Genomic DNA, 20,384 nt, shown 5'->3' on the forward strand with positions numbered 1-20,384 from the left:
GTTTTTCAGGTTTTCTCTTTTTTAGTTCACCCGCGGAATAGAAGTGGCGGCTCTTTTTCGAGAATACAGAAACAAATTGAAGAGAACGATCACGAGTATGATCAATTGCGGGATCGTCGTTTCCCAGCTCGCGTAAATGCCGAGAGTCGGTGCATACAACAAGTAATCGCTGCTGTGTGCAGATAAGCTTCCCGTCACCTGCAAAGCGTGGATGCTGACGCCGACGAATTTAAACGCCATGTAGTAGAGCAAGAGGCTGGCTACAAAAAAGAACGGACGAACCGGAATGCGTGCACTGAGCTTGATGATGACCAAGCCAATCACGGCCAAGACGATAAGCGCGCTCAAAATGCCAATCGCCAGGTCTGTCATGGAGATCGTAGCGGCCATCCCCATATAAAAGATAATCGTTTCTGCCCCTTCGCGGGCGACAGCGAGAAAGGCGGTGAATGAGAGTGACCATAGAGCTCCTTTTGCCAAAGAAGAGCCGATAGATTTCTCGACAAATTGATTCCATGCCTGCAAATTGGACTTCTTATGCAACCAGGCACCGATTGTTACCATAAAGAAGACGGCAATCAGTCCGGTTACTCCCTCAATCGTTTCTCGCGAGTTGCCTGTGGAGAGGTTGGAGAAAACGAAACTGAGAATGACGGCAAGAATGGCGGAAACTACGATCCCGGCAATGGACCCAGACCAAATCCATTTGCGCTTGTCGGCATTACCTGACTTGTTCAGGACAGTAAGCAGAGAGACGATGATCAAGATAGCCTCCAGTCCTTCTCGGAACAAGATGAGTCCCGCATCCCAAGCGGTGTACGAGGATGCTGTCGCAAATGGCGCCAGCTCTGTCTTCATTTCCGCAAGATGAGCCGTCGCCTTTTCCCATTGCGGGGGATTGGACAGGATGAGTGTCGGGACGGCGACCATCTTGGCTTCGATACTGCTGTAGGTAGCTTGTGATTTGGTCATGACCACGCCTTCTACAGAGGGCCAAGAGGTGATAAAGGTCTCCATTTTGTCAGAAGCAGCGGTTGCATCCTGATTGGCGATATCTGTTTCTATCGATGCAAGGAGTTCCAGTAGAGACGAGATGGTGGGCTGCTCAGAAGAAGGATTCGCAGCGGCCTGTTGGACTGCTTTTCCTGACAAATAATTGTCCACGGTAGAAATGAGTGCCTGTACTTTCTCTGCGCTCTTTTTAGGGTCTGGTGGTTCTGTATTCAAGGCAATGCGTGCACTGCTGATTTTGATTTCCATATCCCCGTAGATTGCGGCATTTTCCGCTCGCACAAGACCCTCTGCCTTGTACCAGCCGGTGACGAAGCTGTTGTACGATTGCTTGGCTTTCGCCAGATCGCCTTCCGTGATGGCTGTCATGCTGTTTTGCAAGAGCGGTAGCAATGCCGCAATTTGCTTGTGTGCTCTTTCTTTTGGTTGACCGCCTTCTTCTTTGGACGAGACGTAACGATCCGTCGCTTTTGCCAGATTGGAGATGGCTGCCTTTGCAGTGTCAGGATTCGCCTTCGCTTGGGCAAGGGCTTGCTCTGCTTCCACGATTGCTTGCGTCAATGCTTGTGCATCTGCGGAGGTTTCTTCCGAATTGCCTTCCCAGATGCTCTTCATACTGCTGATCGCTTTAGCTACTTCTTCCCAGTTGTTATCTCCACTGCTAATCAAGGCATCGCTAGAGAGGGCGATCATTTGCTTGAGCTGCTCTGGCACCAGCGGCGCGGCTACAGCGGCAGACAGAGCAGATGTCCATAGCAGCATGCAGGTACAAATGATAAACAGATAGCGTTTCAAGGTGTTCACTCCATCCCAGGTAGTTGGTTAAAAAAGCGTGTCCCCGATGTATCCGCCCTCACTTGCACCAGGTAGACAGGCGTACAAACCACTGCCGACATGGGTGATATATTCATTGAGCAGGTCGACGGATGCGAGCTTTTGTTGCATCGGAATGAATTGCTTACGCGGATCACGATTGTAGCAAATGAACAAAAGCCCAGCATCGAGCTGACCAGTCTTGAGATCCATTCCACTCGAATAAGAGTAACCGCGTCGCAAAATTTTCACCTTGCCCTCCATATGGGCCAAGGCGACATGGGAATCCACAGGCATAACGGGTTTGCCCTTGGCATCCTTGCGATCCAGCTCCAGCTCGTCGAACTCATTTGCTTTGCCAAGAGGAGCTCCAGTTAACCGATGACGACCAAATGTATTCTCCTGATCGGTGAGGGAAGAGCGATCCCATACCTCGATCCGCATGCGGATTCGACGCATGACCATGTAGCTTCCGCCTGCCATCCACGCAGGACTTTCAGCAGTGTGAGCCCAGACGACCTCATTTGCGGTAGCGGGGTCGTTCACCGGCGGATTGTTCGTGCCATCCTTGAAGCCCATCAGATTCCGTGGTGTGGAGCCAGTCGGGTCGGATGCGCTGGTACGCTGGAAGCCCTCCTGTAGCCAGTGGAGGACAGCTTTGCCTCGAGCGATCCGGGCCAAGTTCCGCAGAGCATGGAAGGCGACCTGTGGATCGTTGGCACAGACCTGCACGACAATATCGCCACCCGACCATTCTTTTCGCATTTCATCGCTGTTGAAGCGTGGTAAATCGACCAAGGGAGCTGGGCGTTTGGCTGCAAGACCAAAGCGCTCGTCAAAGAAAGAAGCGCCAAGTCCAAATGTGATCGTCAATTTCATCGGGCGCAGGCCCATGGCTTCTCCCGTGTCGATAGGAGGAAGAAGGGCGTTATCGCTCTCGTCATCAACGTTTTTGCCGGCGGTCATGTGTGCTGCTGCCTGCGTCCAGCTTTGAAACAGCTTGCGGACATCCCCTAGCGAGGTCGTCGTCAAATCAAAAGCACCCATGCAGATAAAATCCTGCATAGGTGTAATGATCCCGGACTGATGCTTGCCATAAAAGGGAATGACCTCATCTGCGCCGGTCGGAGTGGCACTTGTCTGCTCATTTTTAGGAGGAGAGGGCAAAAGTGTATTGACCCCAGTTGCCCCCAACAGCAGTCCAATCCCCCCGACACCAGCCAACTTTAGAGCTTCTCGACGTGTGAATTTGTTCGCTGTGGTGTTTGCGAGATGCTTGTCATTCATCTTGTTAGCCTCCTACGATCGTACCCATTTTGGACAATGGTTCAGCCAATGCATCGAGGGACTGACTCAGCTTTTTCACCTGGTCTTCCTTCAACTCGGTGTACAGCACATAGCCGTCGCCTTTGCGGTATGGTGCGAGTGCTTTATCCAAATCAGCGAAGCGAGCTTCAATTTCATTTGCAAGAGCAGAGTCTTTAGCCGTAACAGCAGGCTTCAATACTTTGTAAATTTCGTGAGCGCCTTCCACGTTTGCAGCGAAATCGTACAAGTCCGTATGAGAATAGCGTTCTTCCTCACCAGTCACCTTGCTCGTCGATACCTCGTTCAAGAGCTCAACCGCACCGGTTACCAGCATAGGCACATCGATTTCAACGCTCTCTACCTTCACGCGGAGCTGCTTCACATCTTGCAGCAACTGATCCGCCACTTTTCCTTGGTCAGCAACTGATTTGGTTTCCCAGAGTGCTTTCTCCAATTTGTGATAGCCGCGCCATTCGTTTTCAGGCACATCGCCTTCGCGGGCATCGATCCACGGGTCAAAATCGCCGAGAGATTCCGCGATAGGCTCGATTTTCTCAAAGTACGCACGGGCTGGAGCATACTCCTTTTTCGCTTTTTCCATATCGCCTGCTTTAACGGCGGTGGTGAAGCTTTCTGTTGCTTTTACGAATTGATCGGTTTGGTCGACGACCCATTTTCGGTATTGATCAATAGAGGCTTGCAGCTCAGGAGAAGGAGCAGAAGCAGTGCTCGCTGTCGCAGACTGATCAGCAGCGGCAGGCTTGTCAGGCTGAGCGGCTTCTGGTTTTTTCTCTTCGGTTTGTGTTTGTGCGTTTCCACAAGCGACGAGCAAGGAAGAGCCGAGAACAACTGCGGCGAGTGGATAACTCCATTTTTGAATCATGAAAAGACATCCCTTCATCTAATATGAGTGCATAATTATATGATTATATGTCGATAATGAATATCATTATCATCCACAAAGAATTTTACTCTTTCTTAGACAGTTTGCAATCTTTTTTTGGCTAACGATCACTGGTTAGTTTTGGCGTTGTTCACAAAAAACCAAAAGTAGCTCAACAATCCCTTAACAATGACTTGTTATGATCGAGCTATCAACCAAATGAATAACGTCTGTAAGTGGGTCGAGACGTGGAGAAAGCCCTCATACAGCAATAGATTCGAAAAAGACCGTTTGTTCGGTTTGTTTCTTTGTGCTATTGCCGTGTATGAGGGCTTTTTGTGTTTTCGAATGAAAGGAGCGAGCAGGGGATTTGCTAGATACAGATAGGTACGATGCGTATTTTTTTGATTTGGATGGAACGATTTTTCTTGGGAATGAACTGCTTCCTGGGGTGGAAAAGACACTTGCCGCGCTGCGGGAGAAGCAGAAAAAAATCATGTTTTTGACCAATACGACGGTACAGACAAGAACAGCTTGTCAGACTCGCCTCCAGAAGCTCGGATTGGCTGCTCAGCGGGAAGAAATCATGACGGCTGCCTATGCCGCGGGATTGTATCTTCAAGAGAATGCGGAGCAAGCGCGTGCCCTGATTGTTGGGGAGCCTGCCTTGGAGGAAGAGATTGCGAGCTTTCATATAAAGCAGGTGCAAGATGCGGAGGAAGCTACGCATGTATTGGTCGGAATGGACCGAGCATTTACGTATGAAAAGCTGCAACAAGCTGCTGACGCTGTGCGAAATGGAGCCCACCTGATCGTAGCGAACCCCGATCCGTTATGTCCGGTCCCAGGGGGTGCCATTCCTGATACATGGGCGTTGGCGAGAGCGATTGAAACGGCTGGCGGAGCCTCTGTCTGGGCGATGACTGGCAAGCCGTCCCGGTACTACGCCGATCAGGTTTTTCAACAGCTTCATGTGCAGCCAGAAAGATGCGTCATGGTGGGCGACCGTTTGGAGACAGACATTTTACTTGGGAAAAACAGCGGCATGAAAACGGCGCTGGTAATGACAGGTGTGACGACCAGTCGGGAACTGGAAGCCACCGAGATTCAGCCAGATTACATCCTTCCGACGATGGAAGCCATGGTGCAAGTCGAGTAGGAAAACGAGGAGGCATGGGAGATGGAGTTGGGAAAGAGCAGCAAAAAGTGGTTGTGGTCACTAATGGCAGCAAGTCTGGTGACAGGCAGTATGCCCGCGATGGCGCAAAGCGCGGTGAGCAAAACCTTGCTCATTACAGAAGTTGTCAATGATCCCCTTTTTGATGAAAGCACAGGCGAGTTTATCGAAATCACCAATATCTCCAACGATCCGATTGATTTGAGTGGCTACATGATCGGCGACGAGGAAAAGCGTGGAGGAAATGAAGGGATGCATGCGTTTCCGGAAGGCACCATGATTGAGCCTTACCAGACGATTCTCATTTCTCGCTATGCCGACGGAATCGTGGAACGCCATGACGTCACGCCTGATTTTGAATTGTTCGATTCCATGGAGGACGTCCCTGAGCTGTTGCCGACGGATTGGGCGACAGGCAGCATTTATTTGGCGAATGGCGGTGACCACGTCATTCTGATGGATCCTGATTACAATGTGGTGGATTCGATGGCTTATATGGATGCGAAGGTTCCGGGAGTCACCTCTCATCCGGGAGTAGCTGGCGGACATTCGATGGAACGCCTGACGGAAAAGGATACGAATGATGCGTCCAGAGATTTTGTCGATCAGCCCAAGCCGACCCCTGGTGAGTTGTTGTTTGGACCGAATGCCCGAAAAGACAAGATTCCAGTCTCTGATCTGAAAGACGACGTGCTGATTGTCCCTGAACCTAAGACTGGAATTGTCCTTCCGCCGACGGTGATTGCCATGTACGACAAGGAGTCCGAGATCGATGCGATTCTGGAAGCAGAAGCGTCTTCCATTTTTATTCCGGTGAAAAAATCCGGGAAGAACGGAGTCGTCACCCAGGACGGCACATCGCTGGACGAGGTACTGTACCAGATCAAGGGCAAGGCGATCCCGGTGATTCATATCGAGGACAAGAAATTGGTAGCGGAGGTCGATCGCCTGCTCCAGAAAGAGAATCTCTCTGATGTGCACATTGTGTCTTCCCGACCGGAAATCGTCCAAGAGATGCGGGAGAAAAATAATGAATACCGTGGTGCCCTCGTGTATATCGACGGCAAGCTGAACGAAAAGAAGCAAAAGGAGCTCGTACGCTCAGCCAGGAGCAGTCGTTCCAATGTGATCGTTCTCTCGCAAACTGCGATGACGGAGGAGGTCATTCGCTACTTCCGCAATCGCGGGTTGTCCGTGTGGGGAATTGATCGGGCGAACAAGAGCCAAGCAAGTGAAATGATCGAGATGGGTGTGGCCGGGGTTGTCTCACACGACCCAAAAGAGGTACATGAGCTGCTTGCTGCGTACCCAGAGAAAAGCATCACGCAACCCCCGATGGTCATGGCGCATCGAGGTATCCCTTCCTTAAAGCCGGAAAACACGATGTACGCCTTTGAAGAAGCGATGGAGTTGGGTGTGGAGATTATCGAGACAGACGTCCACAAAACAAAGGATGGCCACCTTGTCCTGATCCACGATTTTGATCTGGAGCGTACCACCAACGGGACAGGGAAGGTAAAGGATTTCACGCTGAAGGAGCTGCGCGAATTGAACGCGAACAAGCTCGATCCAGCAAATCCTTCCTGGTACCAGCCTGAGATTACCGATGCTGTCATTCCTACCATGGATGAATTGCTGGAAGCGGCCAAGGGCAAAGCAGTGCTCATTCTGGAAGCAAAGGGGATTGGGTACGAAAAGGAAATGGCGAAGGTCATTAAGGAGCACGACATGGTTGAAGATGTGATTGTCAGCAGCTTCAGCTCAGAAGTATTGGAGCGTTTTGCCAAGCTCGATCCGGAATTGGGACTGGGCTTTACCTTGAGCGGGACCAAGCCAAAGGAACAGCTGGAACAGTATGCCGAAAAGCAGATAACAGACGCGGTTCAACTGAATGCCCAATACTATATCAACCATCAGATTGTCACGCCAGAGCTAATCCGATTCGCTAAGCATCGGGGAATCATTTTGACCGTGTATACAGTTAACGAGGAAGTAGATATGAAGCGGGCAACCGAGGCTGGAGTCGGGGGAATTATTACGGACTATGCGCAAAAACTTTACAATACCCAAATATTACCTTAGTAAGCAATTGTTATAGTCGAGTGATACGTAAAAAACAGCGAGAGGTTCAGGGGGGAAAGTCGTGGCTGAAGTGGAATTGCGGCGCATTTCCAAGATGTATGGGGGCCAGAAGGTAGTCAATGAAGTGAGTGCTCGTATTCTACCAGGAGAATTTTTCGTGCTGGTAGGGCCTTCTGGTTGTGGGAAATCAACCACACTGCGCATGATTGCCGGGCTGGAGGAGATCAGCACGGGAGAGCTGTTGATTGGCGGCAGGCCGATGAATCAAGTCCCTCCGAGTGGGCGAAACATCTCCATGGTCTTTCAAAATTACGCACTTTATCCGCATTTGACGGTAAAAGATAATATTTTGTTTGGTTTGCAGGTTCGAAAAGTAGACAAAGCGGTGCAGGGCAAGCGGTTGGAGCGTGTAGCGGAGATGTTGGGCATCGCGCATCTTTTGCAACGCAAGCCGAAGGAATTATCCGGGGGACAACGACAGCGTGTTGCACTCGGACGGGCTATCATCAGTCAGCACCCTATCTGCCTGATGGACGAGCCGTTATCCAATCTGGATGCCAAGCTGCGCGGGCACATGCGCACGGAAATCCGTCGCTTGCAGCAAGAGCTGGGCATCACGATGATTTACGTTACACACGATCAGGTGGAAGCGATGACAATGGGGGACCGCATGATGGTCCTGAGCGACGGCGAGGTCCAGCAAGTCGGCAAACCGCTCGACGTCTACAACCATCCAGCGAATTTGTTCGTGGCGGAGTTTACGGGGGCGCCCCCGATGAATACGGTACCTGCCATTTGGCGGGCTGGCGATCAAGCAGGGATTGAGCTGGCAGGTCAGCATTTTTTGCCGCTTCCTAAGTTTAACGGTATCAAGGACCAGACCCCGGTCGTTCTTGGTCTGCGTCCAGAGTCACTGCAGCCCGCCCTTGAAGGGCAAACTGTGGATGCTTCCTGCCAACTTCCTGTCACCGTGCAGGGAGTAGAGATTCTCGGTTCTGAGACCATTGTGGAATTCACCGTGGGAGACAAGCTGTGGAAGGCCAAATGGAACGGGCAATGGCACTGCAAAAGAGGCGAAACCATGCATGTTCGTTTTGATCCAGCTCAGGTGAACGTGTTTGATGGAGAAACAGGAAAAAATCTAGCGGTTACGACCAATTGAGAAAAGAAAAGGGAGAGGTACTGCGATGCGTAAAGTTGTCAAAAGCTTGTTTGCGGTCGTCATGAGTATGAGTCTGATCGCGGGTTGCTCCAGTGGCAATTCTTCGTCCACGAACAACGCGGCAAAAGGAGCCAATTCGTCAGGCAAAACAGAGCTGTCCTTCTATTATCCGGTTGCGGTTGGCGGTCCTTTGACCAAGATCGTGGACGGAATGGCAGAAGAATTTAACAAAGAAAACCCAGATATCACAGTCAAGCCAGTGTATACGGGCAGCTATCAGGATACGACGACAAAAGTACAGGCAGCTGTACAGGGCAAAACTCCTCCCGACGTAGCGGTGATGCTCTCCACTGAGCTACATACGATGATGGACATGGATGCAATCCTTCCGTTAGATGACTTCATTGCCAAGGATGGCGGCAACGAATACGTAAAAGATTTCTTCCCGGGCTTTTTGGCGAATTCCCAAGTAGACGGCAAGACATACAGCATTCCATTCCAACGCAGCACCATCGTGCTCTATTACAACAAGGACGCGTTCAAGGAAGTCGGTCTTGATCCGGAAAAACCACCGACATCATGGGACGAGCTGGTTCAGTACGCTGCCAAATTGAAAAAGGACGGACGCTACGGCGTCGAGATTCCTTCCTCGAGCTTCACGTATTGGATGTTCCAAGCGCTGGCCCTGCAAAACGGCAAGAACTTGATGTCCGAAGATGGGAAAAAAGTGTTTTTTGATACGCCAGAAAATGTAGAAGCCCTGCAATTTTGGGTAGATTTGTCCAAAAAGCATCAAGTCATGCCTGAGGGCGTCAACGAGTGGGCGACTGTACCTTCTGATTTCTTGGAAGGCAAAACGGCGATGATGTTCCACACGACAGGGAACCTGACGAACGTGAAGAAAAGCGCGAAGTTTGATTTTGGCGTAGCATTTTTGCCAGCGAAAAAGAACTACGGCAGCCCGACAGGTGGCGGTAACTTCTACATGTTCAAGGGAACGGATGCAAAGAAACAGGAAGCGGCATGGAAATTCATTCGCTTTATGACCGAGCCTAAGCGCGCTGCTCAGTGGAGTGTCGATACGGGTTATGTTGCTACACGCAAATCTGCTTACGAAGAAGAGACTATGAAGCAATACGTCAAGGACTTCCCGGCAGCAGCAGTAGCTCGCGACCAGCTGGAATACGGTCATGCTGAGCTGTCTACACACAATAACGGCAAAGTGACAAAGCTCTTGAACGACACACTGCAATCCGTGATTACTGGTCAATCTGAGCCTGCGGAAGCATTGAAAAAAGCGCAGGAAGAAGCGGACAAGATGCTGGCGCCATTCAACAAATAAATCAAGCAAGGCAATGGGGGAGCGACAATGGGGGAACTACGCGCAAAATGGAAAGTGAACATGTACGCCTGGCTCTTGCTCCTTCCCTCCCTCATCTTCCTGCTGTTGTTTACCTTCTATCCGGTTATACAAACGTTCATACTCAGTTTTCATCAAGCGGATCTGGGTTCTCCAGAGCCGTTTTTTAACGGGATAGATAATTATAAACAAATGGTGGAAGATGAAGTGTTTTGGAAGGTGCTGACCAATAATATCTGGTTTGCCATCGGAACGGTACCGACGAGTGTGGCTCTCGCGCTAGCTATGGCTCTGTTCGCCAACAAGGCATTACGAGGGAAGAGCTTTATCCGCACGGCTTATTTTTACCCGACAGTTGTTCCGATGATTGCAGTGGCGAACATCTGGTTGTTTATTTACACACCGGAGTACGGAGCGCTTAGTCATGTGATGGAGTGGTTCGGAAAAGGCGACATGAACTGGCTCGGCGATCAGAAAAATGTGATGTGGGCGATGATCTTCATGGTCATTTGGAAGGAAGCGGGCTATTTCATGATCTTTTATTTGGCGGGGCTGCAAAACATTTCGCAGGAGCTATACGAATCCGCCTCCATGGAAGGGGCATCGTCGTGGACGGTTTTTCGCCGCATTACCTTTCCACTGCTCATGCCAACGACGATGTTTGTCAGTATTATCGCTTTCACTAACTCTTTCAAGCTGGTAGACCATTTGGTGATCATGACCAAAGGCGGACCGGATAATGCCAGCAATCTCTTGCTGTACTACATATACGAGACGGCGTTTTCATTCTGGGATCAAGGAATGGCTTCGGCATTGACGATTGTCATGGTCGTGCTGCTGCTGTTAGTCGCTGCTTTTCAGTTTTTTGGTATGGATAAAAAGATTCATTACAACTAAGGGGGATGGCAGATGCTTCGCAAAATCACAACGGTTGGAATGTACGGCTTGGCCGTTCTCTGGTTGTTTCCTTTGCTTTGGGCGGTCTGGACTTCCTTTCGTCCGAGGGAGCTAGCGACTTCGTGGTCGCTCAGTGCAGATTTTACACTCGATAACTTTGCGAAGGTGTGGGACGCAGCGCCCTTCGATCAGTACTACATCAATACCTTTTTGATCGTGACTGGTATTTTGGTGGCGCAAATTATTACGGCTACACTGGCAGCCTATGCCTTTGCGAAGCTGCAATTTTGGGGAAAGGATGTGTTGTTTGTCCTGTTCCTGGTCCAGCTCATGGTCCCAGCGGATATCTTGATTTTCCCTAACTATAACGTCTTGCGTGACTTGTCTTTGCTGGATACCAAAATCGGTATTATGCTGCCGTACTTCGCTTCTGCCTTCGGGGTCTTTCTGTTGAGACAAACCTTCAAGACAATCCCGAACGAGCTGGAGGAGGCGGCACGGATGGAAGGCTGCTCCTGGTTTCAGATTCTGTGGCGGGTGTACGTTCCGTTAGCGAAGCCGACCTACATTGCGTTTGGTTTGGTCTCGGTGAGCTACCATTGGAACAACTTCATGTGGCCGCTGATTATTACGAATTCCGTGGAAAATCGTCCGTTGACGGTCGGTCTGGCGATTTTTGCCCAATCGTTTGAGACAGGGGCGCAGTGGGCCGAGGTAAGTGCAGCGACGGTCATGGTGATTTTTCCGTTGTTGCTGGCATTTTTGTTGTTCCAGCGGCAGTTTATCAACAGCTTCATCCACTCCGGCGTGAAATAAGAGGGAGGGTCATGAATGATGAGAGACAAAAGCTCGTTTGCCGTATCCACTTATGCGTTATTTGATCTGTCCTTGCGCAATGCTATCTTTCAGCTTTTGCACCATGATTGGAAGGGCATAGAGATTATGTGTGAAGAGAATCATGCCGACCTCTTGGACTGGTCCTGGGAGCAGTTGAAAGAGGTGAAGCAGCTGGGAGACGAGAGAGGGGTTGCCTGGTCGATTCATGCGCCGATTAGCGGCTGCAATCTGGCGGCGGACGCAGGGGCAATCCGGGATCAAACAATGGACACGATGAAGCGCTGCCTGGAGATTGCCAGCTTTCTCGACTGCACCCATGTCGTGATGCATGCGGGGGAGGTAGAAGACCGACTCGCGGAAACAGAGCGTGCCAGAGGTGTGGAAAATGTGAGTCAGGCACTCTACGTGTTGATCTCCGAGCTGTCCGCAGAGAATAGAACCATACTGACGGTCGAGAATGTTCCCCCTTATCCTAAAGTGCTGGGGTGGAACGTCGAGGATCTCGTGCGTATATGCCGTCACGTACAATCCTCTCGCGTGGGAATCGTGTACGACGTGGGCCATGCCCATTTGATTCGTCCGGGATATGCGATCGATGCATTGAGGGAGGTACTTCCTCATTTGTCTGCTCTTCACCTGAGTGATAACTTTGGCAAGCTGGACGACCATTTGGCAGTGGGTGACGGAACGATTCCGTTCGCATCGATCCTGTCACTTTTAAAAGACAATGGATTCGCGGGTCATTGGGTTGTAGAGACCAAGCAGCTTGGCTGCGCTGAGGTAAGTGTTGAACGGCTACTGAGGGCAGGAGGCGAATAACATGGACATGCAAACGATTTTGAAAACGAATCCGGTTATTGCGGCAACCGAACAGGATCGCTTGGGAGAGGCAATGGCGTCTCGAGCTTGCGCGGTCCTTTTGATGTACGGAAAGCTGACCAAGCTGATGGAGGAAGCCGAAACCATCCGTCAGTCGAGCAAGCCGATTTTTTTGCACACAGACCTCATGAATGGCTTGTCCAATGACAAGGAGGCTTTTCGTTTCTTGTCGACCTATATCCAACCAACGGGCATTGTCACTACCAAAGGACCGATGATTCGCGCGGCCAAAAAGGAAGGGATGCTGACGATCCAGCGAGTCTTTTTGATCGATTCAACCTCTCTCACGACGACCATCAAAAACGTCTTGGAAAACCAGCCAGATGCGATTGAAATCATGCCGGGGATAGCGCCGTCGATTATTTCTTATATCAAGGAGCATTTGGCGCAGCCGATTATTTTGGGCGGGTTGATTTGGAATATGGAACAGGTCAACGAAGCGTTGAAGAGTGGAGCAGATGCTGTTTCGTTGAGTAAGTCGGAGATGTGGAACCATATGACGGTTTAGGAGAAAGGGCAGGTGTGAAAGCATCTGTCTTTTTTTCATCTGCATAAAAACACCTCCATGCCGATTGAGGAAGTGGAGGTGTTTTTATTGGGTAACAAGTTTGATCTTCTATTTGCTCGAGTGTAAGTGCAGGTTGCCTAATTCCTTCATATCTAGATACATTCTATACAAAATGGTTACTGCTTCTGCGCGGGTTAACATTTCGTTCGGCTCGAATTCGCCATTCCATGCGGTCATGATCCCTTTTTGTTGCAAGAGGGCGATGTTGAACGCAGTATTTACGCTGTAGGTATCAAAGTGATATAAGTCCCCTTTTTTCTTGACGATGAAAGGGAAAAGTGTGTTCGTCCGGTTTTCCCCGTCATCATCTAAGTCAAAGCGTCCATCTGATAGTAAATCGACTTTAGACGGTAAATCTGTATCGGGAGCAATGATAATGGGGATATCACGCATAGACATAATCGTCTGAACCACGGCAGGGTCATCGATATCGTATGAGCTTTCTAGCAACCAAACAGGGAGGACGTAGACTGTGCCGATGCGATTTAACTTGGAATCTGGATAGAAGTTGTAGCCGTTTTGAGAAAGAAAAACGGCATTCTCCAATTCCATTGTCACGATTGAGCTGATCTCCTTATAGGCCCAGTGGTTTTTCGGCACATCGGCAAAGTGATCAATTTGGAAATCTGGGATATAGTAGTTACCATTCGGCTCGAAAGGTCTGTAGCGATCAAACAAGCGATAGATCATCACCGTCATTTCAGCTTTGTCCACCCATCTTCCGGGCTGAAAGCTTCCATCGGGATAGCCGCTGACGACCCCATTGTCTACCATGAAGGAGATAGCGTCCATTGCCCACCCATATTGCTTGGGATCGACATCTTTAAATGCTGGTGCTGCCAGTGCTACAGGTTGTTGAAAGGGCGTTAGTCCTAAAATAAGTGCCAGTAAGAGAATGATGCGTTTCATGTACTTACCTTCCTTTCTTGACATTCTCTGGGTGTTCTATATTTATTCATCGGTGAAAAGACCCTGACGTTACAGTTAGGTTGAATGCTTCCGTGTTTCTTACAGATATGTGTCCATATGCCTACATGATTGGTAATCACACAAGAGTAATTTTATAATGTAAGTAACAAAATTCTACGATGAAGAAAATAGCAGCGAAGTGACACCCTTCAGCGTGAAAAGAGGGTAATATGGAACTAATTCAACTGATGGAAGCGGCAGAGCAATTTATCCGGACATGCTATCGTGAACTGGACAAGACAACGGACGAAACCGAGCAACGGCTGCAAGAAGTACGACAGCTGATTCATCAGCAGGGATACTATGAGCATACGGCTGAGGAGCTTCGGCACGGAGCAAAAATGGCCTGGCGCAATAGCAATCGATGTATTGGGCGATTCTTTTGGGAATCGTTACTTGTGATAGATGAGCGGCACGTCGAAACAGAAGAAGAGATGGCGCAGGCCATGCTCCGACACATCGACTTTGCCACCAATGACGGGAAAATTCGCCCGACCATCACGGTTTTTGCACCTGCTGTAGCAGGCAGAGCACCCATGCGCATCTGGAATGACCAGCTAATTCGCTACGCGGGATACGAGACAGAGTACGGCGTATTGGGTGATCCAGTTTCGCTTTCGCTGACGAAGCTATGTGAGAGCTTGGGATGGCAAGGGAAAGGCACAAACTACGACGTTTTGCCGCTTGTCGTACAAATTGGAGATCGGACGCCGCAGTTTTTTGAGATTCCTCAGGAGCTGGTCTTGGAGGTACCGATCGTGCATCCCGATTTGCCGGGCTTTGCTGATATGGAATTGCAATGGTATGGGGTTCCTATTGTTTCGAATATGCGCATGGAGATTGGCGGTATCGACTATTTGGCCGCGCCTTTTAACGGCTGGTACATGGGGACTGAGATCGGTGCACGCAATTTCGCTGACCAAGAGCGATACAACATGCTGCCAAAGGTCGCAGAGGTCATGGGGCTCGATACGAGCAAGGAAGCGACACTTTGGAGAGACAAAGCGCTCATCGAGCTGAACGTAGCCGTCCTGCATTCCTTCAAGGAAAAAGGAGTATCAATTGTCGATCACCATACGGCGAGCCAGCAATTCAAGCGATTTGAGGAAAGAGAAGAGAAATGTGGTCGAGCCGTTACTGGTGACTGGACATGGCTGGTTCCACCGATCTCCGGAACAGCTACCCACATTTTCCACAGTCTGTACGATAACACAAACCATACGCCGAATTTCTTTTACCAAGACAAGCCGGAGCTCGGCAAAAAATAAGGCTTTCACATGTCGCGAACATACTTCGCGGCATTTTTTGTGACGAATTGTGAATTGTATTTCGGAGAACCGTAGATGCGCGATGAATTAAGGAAAATTTTAGTTTTACCCCACGATTTTTTTTAACATTTCCTCTTACCCTAGATTTAGCAAGTAAAAGAGTAAGAGATTTACTTGCACATAAAAAAGGATATGAAAAGGAGCGAGACCAATGAAAAAGAAATGGATGACAACTGCATCAGCTTTGTTACTTACTGGGGTGATTGGTACTGTTATACCGTATGCAACCACAACAGCAGATGCAAAAGTAAACGTAGCGGAAAAAAGTAACCTAGACCTAACGATTGCATTCGTTTTTTCTAAGGATGGCCAGTCAGTAACCATTAAAGACAGTCAACTAGGTGAGCACAAGGCTACGGTTAAAGATCTCTCCGAGAAGTTAGGTATCAACGCAGATGATCTTAATCTATCTTCATATATGATTGAAATGAAACCAAATGCGACAGGCAGCAAGATTGTTGTCAAAGAAACTTCCTTTAAAGGTGAAGTGAAAGAGTATGAGACCAACGATAATGATGTCCTCATGCTGTTCGGTCTTCACAAAGTAACGAAATAAGCCAAAAAAATAAAGCTACCAATGTCGCGAACATGCTTCGCGGCATTTTTTTGTGACGAATTGTAAATGGTATCTCGGAGAACGAAAAAGATGGGCAGAGCTAGCTCTTTATGCTAAAATTCACGAGAATGATTATCAATTTCAAGTATTGGTGAAGGAGAGGTTCTTTTGAGAATGAGAAAATCAGGCTTAGATAAGATCATAATGGTAGCCGTTATTATGATCATGATCAGCATGTTATCAGCCTGCGGACAGGCACCAGCTAATCCAACTGCGCAACCCGTGCAGGAAAGTTCAGTTAACGAGAGTAACAATGAATATATCAACTACCAGGCATTTAATGGCACAGTGAGAATTCCTAAGGACCCAAAAAGGGCTGTGATACTTGCAGACAGCTATGTTGGACATTTTCTGACACTGGGGATCAAGCCTATCGGTATCACGGACCATGCTATGGGAAACCCGTATTTTAAAGGGAAGCTGGATGGTATCGAAAGCGTAGGCGACGGAACATCGATAGAAAAAGTACTGGAGATGAATCCTGATTTACTTATTGTGTTTGAAGGGGATAAGAATATCGAGCAGTTCACCAAAATAGCTCCAACGGTAGTGATTCAATACGGTAAGAAGCCAATCCGCGAAGAACTGCGGGAGTTTGGCAAAATGACAGGAAGAGAAGACAAAGCGAATGAGTGGATTGCCGAATGGGACAAGAAAATAGCTGAGGCAAAACCCAAGGTGCAAGCAGCGGTAGGAGATAAAACCGTTTCGATTCTGCAGCCATACGCCAAGGGGATCTATGCGTTTGGGCACAACTTCGGAAGGGGTGGAGACATCCTTTACGGCGAATTCCAGTTGAAGGCTCCGAATGCCGTACAAAAAGAAACCATTGATAGCAATACCGGTTGGGCGGAGGTCTCGCTTGAAACACTGCCGGACTTTGCGGGAGACTACATTTTTACCAGTGCATGGTCCGGAGATGATGCCAATCCGGAGAGTGTATACGGTACAAACGTTTGGAAAGGCTTGTCGGCAGTAAAAAATAACAAGGTTTTTCAGATTGATCAGAAAGGCTCCTATTTTAATGACCCGATCTCCTTGGAAGCGCAACTCAAGTTCATTGTAGAAAAATTAGCGTAGAAGAAAAACCCCCGAAACACATGTAGCAAGTAAGTATGCTCTGCTACGAGTATTCGGGGGTTTTATCTATTTATCTAGCGGTTGTAATAACTGCTAAGAGCTGGGAGCAGTCCTAATGGATTTTTCCGCAAGTCCTTGGCACTAAAGAAAATGCTGCCCTGAACCTGTGGAACCATCGCGTTGTAATTCAACTGGTTGATAATCTCCTGGGCACTCTGCCAGCCTGCTTCAGCCGTTCCCAGCTTGTAAGGGGAATGACCGATGTAGAGCTTGACGTTTGTCCCTTGTACTTCGTTTGCCCACCAAGAAACGAGCTTGTCGTATTGGGCAGGGGCGAAGGAAAAGCTCCAATAAATTTGCGGAGTCACATAATCGATCCATCCTTGTTGAATCCACGTGCGCACATCGGCAAACATGTGGTCATACGCAGTAACGCCAGCTTTTGTATCGGAGCCGGTCGGATCGACGTTGCTGTTGCGCCATACACCGAATGGACTGATCCCGAACTGAACGTGAGGCTTGACGCTCTTGATGGACTGATTCAATTGTTGAACAAACTGATTGATATTATCGCGGCGCCAGTCTGCTTTGGACACGATTTTTTTGCTGTTGTAAGCCTTGAAAGCTGCATCGTCTGCAAAGGCGACATTGGAAGGATAGAAATAATCATCCAGATGGACACCATCGATGTCGTAGCGCTGCACGACTTCCATTACTTCATTGATAATTTGCTGACGTGCCGCCGGAACACCCGGATTGATGTACAGCTTTTTGTTTGCGTTCACAATCCAGTCAGGGTGTTGCTTGATCACGTGATTCGCTGGCAATTGGTCTGTTTTTGCATCCGTAGTGGCACGGAACGGGTTGAACCAAGCGTGGAATTGCATCCCGCGTCTATGCGTTTCTTCTACCATAAAGGCAAGCGGGTCGTAGCCAGGATCTTTCCCTGGAGTTCCCGTCAAAAATCTCGACCATGGAGTGAGTGTAGAAGGGTACAGAGCATCTCCAGATGGACGTACTTGCACGAAGGCAGCGTTCATTCCCATGGCTTGCAGCTCATCGAGCAGCTGTATGTATTCTTGTTGCTGTTTCGCTGGGTTTGCGTAAGAACCGGAAGATGGCCAGTCCAAGTTGTAGACCGTAGATATCCATACCCCGCGCAAATCTCCGTTTGTCACGACAGGTGTGCTTGGTTCCATTCCGCCAGTTTCACTCAATACATCCTGTGGTGGCGGAGTCATGGTAGCGACGTTGCCGCTTTGTAAGCGAATGGTTCTTGTTTTGTCTTCCCATTTTACCGCAAGGCCCAACTGCTCGGAGACAAAACGTAGCGGAACCATGATTCTTCCTTGTTTGTTCTGAACAGAAGCATCGAGTGGGATGCTGTTGTTGTTCACGAGAGCGTTCTTCTGATTAACCGTCATGGACAACAAGGTATCTTGTTTGCTGATCATTGCGGTTTGGGACTTTGGATCCCAATTTACTTCGGCTCCCAGATTTTCGCCGATCACTCGCATAGGGACCATCGTTACGTTTGCTTTTGGAATAATGTACGGAGCGACGTCACTTTTGATTTGTTGCCCGTCCAAATAGATGCTGATGCTAGAGGATGTCTGCGCGGCCTGCACGGATATCCCCATCGTTGGAATACATAGTACGAACATTAGCAAAAGCATAAACCACTTGCGTACTTTCATTTTTGCCAATCCTCCGACAAGATAGATTTGCTTAAAATTTTGGCTTATTATGCGCGTTCAAAAAGACGACTACTTTTTGAACTACCTCTAAAACGTTTGACGCTTTATTATATCGCTTTGTTTCGCTCAGGTGGGAAGTTTCGGCAAAAAATGACGAGACTCATCGAAGCAAGGGAACCAGCCAAGCTGCTCTGGCATAGGCAAAAGCATATGTTGTTTTCCTTCTGGTCATGGGACAAAAGGGAGGGAGAGGAGTGCAAGCATGAGTTTTTTTCTTGCGCAAAAGGCACCGATTATTTTTGTTCCGGGGCTGTTTGGGTCGATGAGTGATCAAATTATTCCGGGTACAGGTGACTGGGGCTTCGGGTTTGCCCGAACGGCTTACGAGCCATTTATCCGTTTACTTGGAAAAATGGGTTACCCTCTCAATGAACAATTGTTTGTAGCTTTTTATGATTGGCGAAGGCAGATCGATATTTCAGCCGAGCGCTTTTTGCTACCTGTCATCGAGCGAGCGAAGCAAACGACAGGTTCACCTTATGTCAATCTCATTTGCCATAGCATGGGGGGCCTTGTTGCTAGATCCTATGTCCAGAGCGAATTTTATCAAAACGATGTGGATCAGCTGCTCATTTTTGCGACTCCCAACGCAGGATCGCCTGTCGCCTACAGCTATTGGGCAGGAGGGAAGCTGCCGCGCTCCGTTTCTGCCAAAAGAAATGTCGTAGAGCTATACATGAATGTTTATCTGGCCTATTTGGAGCAAAGCATCCCTTTTCATCGTATACAAGCTATTCACAGACACTTTCCCAGTCTCCTTGATCTCACCCCGTCAGCAGCATATGGCGATTATTTGCTGGAGAAAAAACAGGGGGTAGAAGCCTTCGTACCTTATGAACAAATGGTCGTGAAAAATCAATACATGGACTTCTTGAACGCAACGATGGGGATTATCGCTGCTCGCAATATTCGCGTCACGCTGGTAGCTGGCATTGGACACGAAACGATTCATTACCTGCGAACAGTCCCTTCGCTGTCTCCCGATAAATGGGTCGATGGAAGAGTAGTGGGCTCGATCAATAGTGACGCTGGGGATGGGAGTGTCATGGCAAACAGTGTATTCGCGCTGGAAGGTGAGCGTTATTACGTAGAGGCGACACATCTGGAGATTTTATATAAAAGTGAACCGCTTCTCCGGCAATTGCTAGAGTAGGGAAAAAGAGGACCAAGCCGGGAAAATCCCTGGACTTGGTCCTTTAGATGAGCTACGCTTTTCTGTTTCTGCGATACATGATCGAAATACCGATCAAGATCGAAACGATGCCTGCAACGATTGGGAGTGGGTTAGCCTGTTCTCCAGTCTGAGGCAATACTTTACCTGTAGATGGAGATTCGTTGGTTTCCAAGACGTTGGAGTTATTGGCAGCTCCCGAATCGTTTGGTTTGGTCGTATTTCCTGTTTGATTCAACTCTCCTGAAGTGTTGGGGTTCGTAGTGTTGTTGTTGTTGTTGTTGTTGTTGTTGTTGTTGTTGTTGTTTGCATCAGGAGTACCAGGTTGGTCTGGGTTGCTAGGTTGGTCTGGGTTGCCAGGTTGATCTGGGTTGCTAGGTTTATCCGGTTTATCCGGTTTGTCTGGTTTATCCGGTTTCTCTGGTTTTTCCGGTTCAGGCTCTGGTTTAGGTTCAGGCTTCGGCTCTGGCTTTGGTTCAGGCTTCG

Annotated in this window: 18 protein-coding genes; 12 read left to right on the top strand and 6 right to left on the bottom strand. The window is 48.9% G+C overall.

Features of this window, described 5'->3' with window-relative positions:
- Positions 1 to 21: 21 nt before the first annotated feature.
- From ACFVS2_RS23975 to efeO, 3 genes are read right to left on the bottom strand one after another with little or no spacing between them, the layout of a single operon-like run.
- On the bottom strand, positions 22 to 1,806 hold the full coding sequence (locus ACFVS2_RS23975; protein ID WP_390238362.1) for an FTR1 family iron permease: 1,785 nt from the start codon (positions 1,804 to 1,806) through the stop codon (positions 22 to 24).
- A 27-nt stretch (positions 1,807 to 1,833) separates the two neighbouring features.
- Positions 1,834 to 3,111, bottom strand: coding sequence for an iron uptake transporter deferrochelatase/peroxidase subunit (gene efeB / locus ACFVS2_RS23980; RefSeq protein WP_390238365.1), 1,278 nt, complete (start codon positions 3,109 to 3,111; stop codon positions 1,834 to 1,836).
- Between the two features lie 4 nt (positions 3,112 to 3,115).
- Positions 3,116 to 4,015 carry an iron uptake system protein EfeO gene (gene efeO / locus ACFVS2_RS23985; protein WP_390238368.1) on the bottom strand — a complete coding sequence of 300 codons (900 nt, stop codon included), beginning with the start codon at positions 4,013 to 4,015 and terminating at the stop codon, positions 3,116 to 3,118.
- A gap of 370 nt (positions 4,016 to 4,385) precedes the next feature.
- Here efeO and ACFVS2_RS23990 point away from each other — a divergent pair, with 370 nt between their 5' ends.
- The 8 genes from ACFVS2_RS23990 (at position 4,386) to ACFVS2_RS24025 (ending at position 12,917) form a co-directional block, all read left to right on the top strand.
- On the top strand, positions 4,386 to 5,174 hold the full coding sequence (locus tag ACFVS2_RS23990) for an HAD-IIA family hydrolase (RefSeq protein WP_390238371.1): 789 nt from the start codon (positions 4,386 to 4,388) through the stop codon (positions 5,172 to 5,174).
- A gap of 21 nt (positions 5,175 to 5,195) precedes the next feature.
- Positions 5,196 to 7,274, top strand: a complete 2,079-nt coding sequence (locus tag ACFVS2_RS23995; protein WP_390238374.1) for a glycerophosphodiester phosphodiesterase family protein — start codon at positions 5,196 to 5,198, stop codon at positions 7,272 to 7,274.
- 61 nt (positions 7,275 to 7,335) lie between these two features.
- Entirely contained in the window at positions 7,336 to 8,436 is a 1,101-nt protein-coding gene (locus tag ACFVS2_RS24000; protein WP_390238377.1) for an ABC transporter ATP-binding protein, read from the top strand.
- A 25-nt stretch (positions 8,437 to 8,461) separates the two neighbouring features.
- Positions 8,462 to 9,778, top strand: coding sequence for an ABC transporter substrate-binding protein (locus ACFVS2_RS24005; protein ID WP_390238379.1), 1,317 nt, complete (start codon positions 8,462 to 8,464; stop codon positions 9,776 to 9,778).
- 27 nt (positions 9,779 to 9,805) lie between these two features.
- A complete protein-coding gene (locus ACFVS2_RS24010; protein ID WP_007717821.1) occupies positions 9,806 to 10,693 on the top strand; it encodes a carbohydrate ABC transporter permease in 888 nt (295 codons plus the stop codon).
- Positions 10,694 to 10,705: 12 nt separating this feature from the next.
- Positions 10,706 to 11,509 (top strand): carbohydrate ABC transporter permease, encoded by an 804-nt coding sequence (locus tag ACFVS2_RS24015; RefSeq protein WP_173621315.1) that lies wholly within the window; start codon positions 10,706 to 10,708, stop codon positions 11,507 to 11,509.
- 18 nt (positions 11,510 to 11,527) lie between these two features.
- Complete coding sequence (locus ACFVS2_RS24020; protein WP_390238747.1) at positions 11,528 to 12,349, top strand: sugar phosphate isomerase/epimerase family protein; 822 nt, start codon at positions 11,528 to 11,530, stop codon at positions 12,347 to 12,349.
- Between the two features lies 1 nt (position 12,350).
- Positions 12,351 to 12,917 carry a glycerol-3-phosphate responsive antiterminator gene (locus ACFVS2_RS24025; protein WP_390238384.1) on the top strand — a complete coding sequence of 189 codons (567 nt, stop codon included), beginning with the start codon at positions 12,351 to 12,353 and terminating at the stop codon, positions 12,915 to 12,917.
- Positions 12,918 to 13,025: 108 nt separating this feature from the next.
- Here ACFVS2_RS24025 and ACFVS2_RS24030 read toward each other — a convergent pair whose 3' ends face one another.
- Positions 13,026 to 13,886 (bottom strand): S-layer homology domain-containing protein, encoded by an 861-nt coding sequence (locus tag ACFVS2_RS24030; RefSeq protein ID WP_390238386.1) that lies wholly within the window; start codon positions 13,884 to 13,886, stop codon positions 13,026 to 13,028.
- A 230-nt stretch (positions 13,887 to 14,116) separates the two neighbouring features.
- On the opposite strand from ACFVS2_RS24030, the gene ACFVS2_RS24035 reads away from it, so the two are divergent.
- The 3 genes from ACFVS2_RS24035 to ACFVS2_RS24045 all read left to right on the top strand — a co-directional run bounded on the left by ACFVS2_RS24035 (position 14,117) and on the right by ACFVS2_RS24045 (position 16,970).
- Positions 14,117 to 15,214 carry a nitric oxide synthase oxygenase gene (locus tag ACFVS2_RS24035; RefSeq protein ID WP_390238389.1) on the top strand — a complete coding sequence of 366 codons (1,098 nt, stop codon included), beginning with the start codon at positions 14,117 to 14,119 and terminating at the stop codon, positions 15,212 to 15,214.
- A 211-nt stretch (positions 15,215 to 15,425) separates the two neighbouring features.
- Positions 15,426 to 15,830, top strand: coding sequence for a hypothetical protein (locus tag ACFVS2_RS24040; protein ID WP_390238391.1), 405 nt, complete (start codon positions 15,426 to 15,428; stop codon positions 15,828 to 15,830).
- Between the two features lie 174 nt (positions 15,831 to 16,004).
- Positions 16,005 to 16,970 carry an iron-hydroxamate ABC transporter substrate-binding protein gene (locus ACFVS2_RS24045; protein WP_390238749.1) on the top strand — a complete coding sequence of 322 codons (966 nt, stop codon included), beginning with the start codon at positions 16,005 to 16,007 and terminating at the stop codon, positions 16,968 to 16,970.
- Positions 16,971 to 17,044: 74 nt separating this feature from the next.
- Here ACFVS2_RS24045 and ACFVS2_RS24050 read toward each other — a convergent pair whose 3' ends face one another.
- Positions 17,045 to 18,667 (bottom strand): family 10 glycosylhydrolase, encoded by a 1,623-nt coding sequence (locus ACFVS2_RS24050; protein ID WP_173619918.1) that lies wholly within the window; start codon positions 18,665 to 18,667, stop codon positions 17,045 to 17,047.
- A 262-nt stretch (positions 18,668 to 18,929) separates the two neighbouring features.
- On the opposite strand from ACFVS2_RS24050, the gene ACFVS2_RS24055 reads away from it, so the two are divergent.
- A complete protein-coding gene (locus ACFVS2_RS24055; RefSeq protein ID WP_390238393.1) occupies positions 18,930 to 19,880 on the top strand; it encodes a lipase/acyltransferase domain-containing protein in 951 nt (316 codons plus the stop codon).
- Positions 19,881 to 19,932: 52 nt separating this feature from the next.
- On the opposite strand, the gene ACFVS2_RS24060 is transcribed toward ACFVS2_RS24055, so the two are convergent.
- Positions 19,933 to 20,384 (bottom strand): LPXTG cell wall anchor domain-containing protein (locus ACFVS2_RS24060; RefSeq protein ID WP_390238395.1); only part of this gene is annotated, 452 nt, incomplete at its 5' end.

Origin of the sequence: Brevibacillus sp. NPDC058079 (assembly GCF_042885155.1) — a bacterium.
GTDB lineage: Bacteria > Bacillota > Bacilli > Brevibacillales > Brevibacillaceae > Brevibacillus.

Coding starts and splice junctions, on each gene's coding strand:
- ACFVS2_RS24010 (WP_007717821.1), top strand. CDS start 9,806: ATGGGGGAACTACGCGCAAAATGGAAAGTGAACATGTACGCCTGGCTC.
- ACFVS2_RS24055 (WP_390238393.1), top strand. CDS start 18,930: ATGAGTTTTTTTCTTGCGCAAAAGGCACCGATTATTTTTGTTCCGGGG.
- ACFVS2_RS24015 (WP_173621315.1), top strand. CDS start 10,706: ATGCTTCGCAAAATCACAACGGTTGGAATGTACGGCTTGGCCGTTCTC.
- ACFVS2_RS24030 (WP_390238386.1), bottom strand. CDS start 13,886: ATGAAACGCATCATTCTCTTACTGGCACTTATTTTAGGACTAACGCCC.
- ACFVS2_RS24020 (WP_390238747.1), top strand. CDS start 11,528: ATGAGAGACAAAAGCTCGTTTGCCGTATCCACTTATGCGTTATTTGAT.
- ACFVS2_RS24025 (WP_390238384.1), top strand. CDS start 12,351: ATGGACATGCAAACGATTTTGAAAACGAATCCGGTTATTGCGGCAACC.
- ACFVS2_RS24050 (WP_173619918.1), bottom strand. CDS start 18,667: ATGAAAGTACGCAAGTGGTTTATGCTTTTGCTAATGTTCGTACTATGT.
- efeB (WP_390238365.1), bottom strand. CDS start 3,111: ATGAATGACAAGCATCTCGCAAACACCACAGCGAACAAATTCACACGT.
- ACFVS2_RS24005 (WP_390238379.1), top strand. CDS start 8,462: ATGCGTAAAGTTGTCAAAAGCTTGTTTGCGGTCGTCATGAGTATGAGT.
- ACFVS2_RS24040 (WP_390238391.1), top strand. CDS start 15,426: ATGAAAAAGAAATGGATGACAACTGCATCAGCTTTGTTACTTACTGGG.
- efeO (WP_390238368.1), bottom strand. CDS start 4,015: ATGATTCAAAAATGGAGTTATCCACTCGCCGCAGTTGTTCTCGGCTCT.
- ACFVS2_RS24045 (WP_390238749.1), top strand. CDS start 16,005: ATGAGAAAATCAGGCTTAGATAAGATCATAATGGTAGCCGTTATTATG.
- ACFVS2_RS23995 (WP_390238374.1), top strand. CDS start 5,196: ATGGAGTTGGGAAAGAGCAGCAAAAAGTGGTTGTGGTCACTAATGGCA.
- ACFVS2_RS24035 (WP_390238389.1), top strand. CDS start 14,117: ATGGAACTAATTCAACTGATGGAAGCGGCAGAGCAATTTATCCGGACA.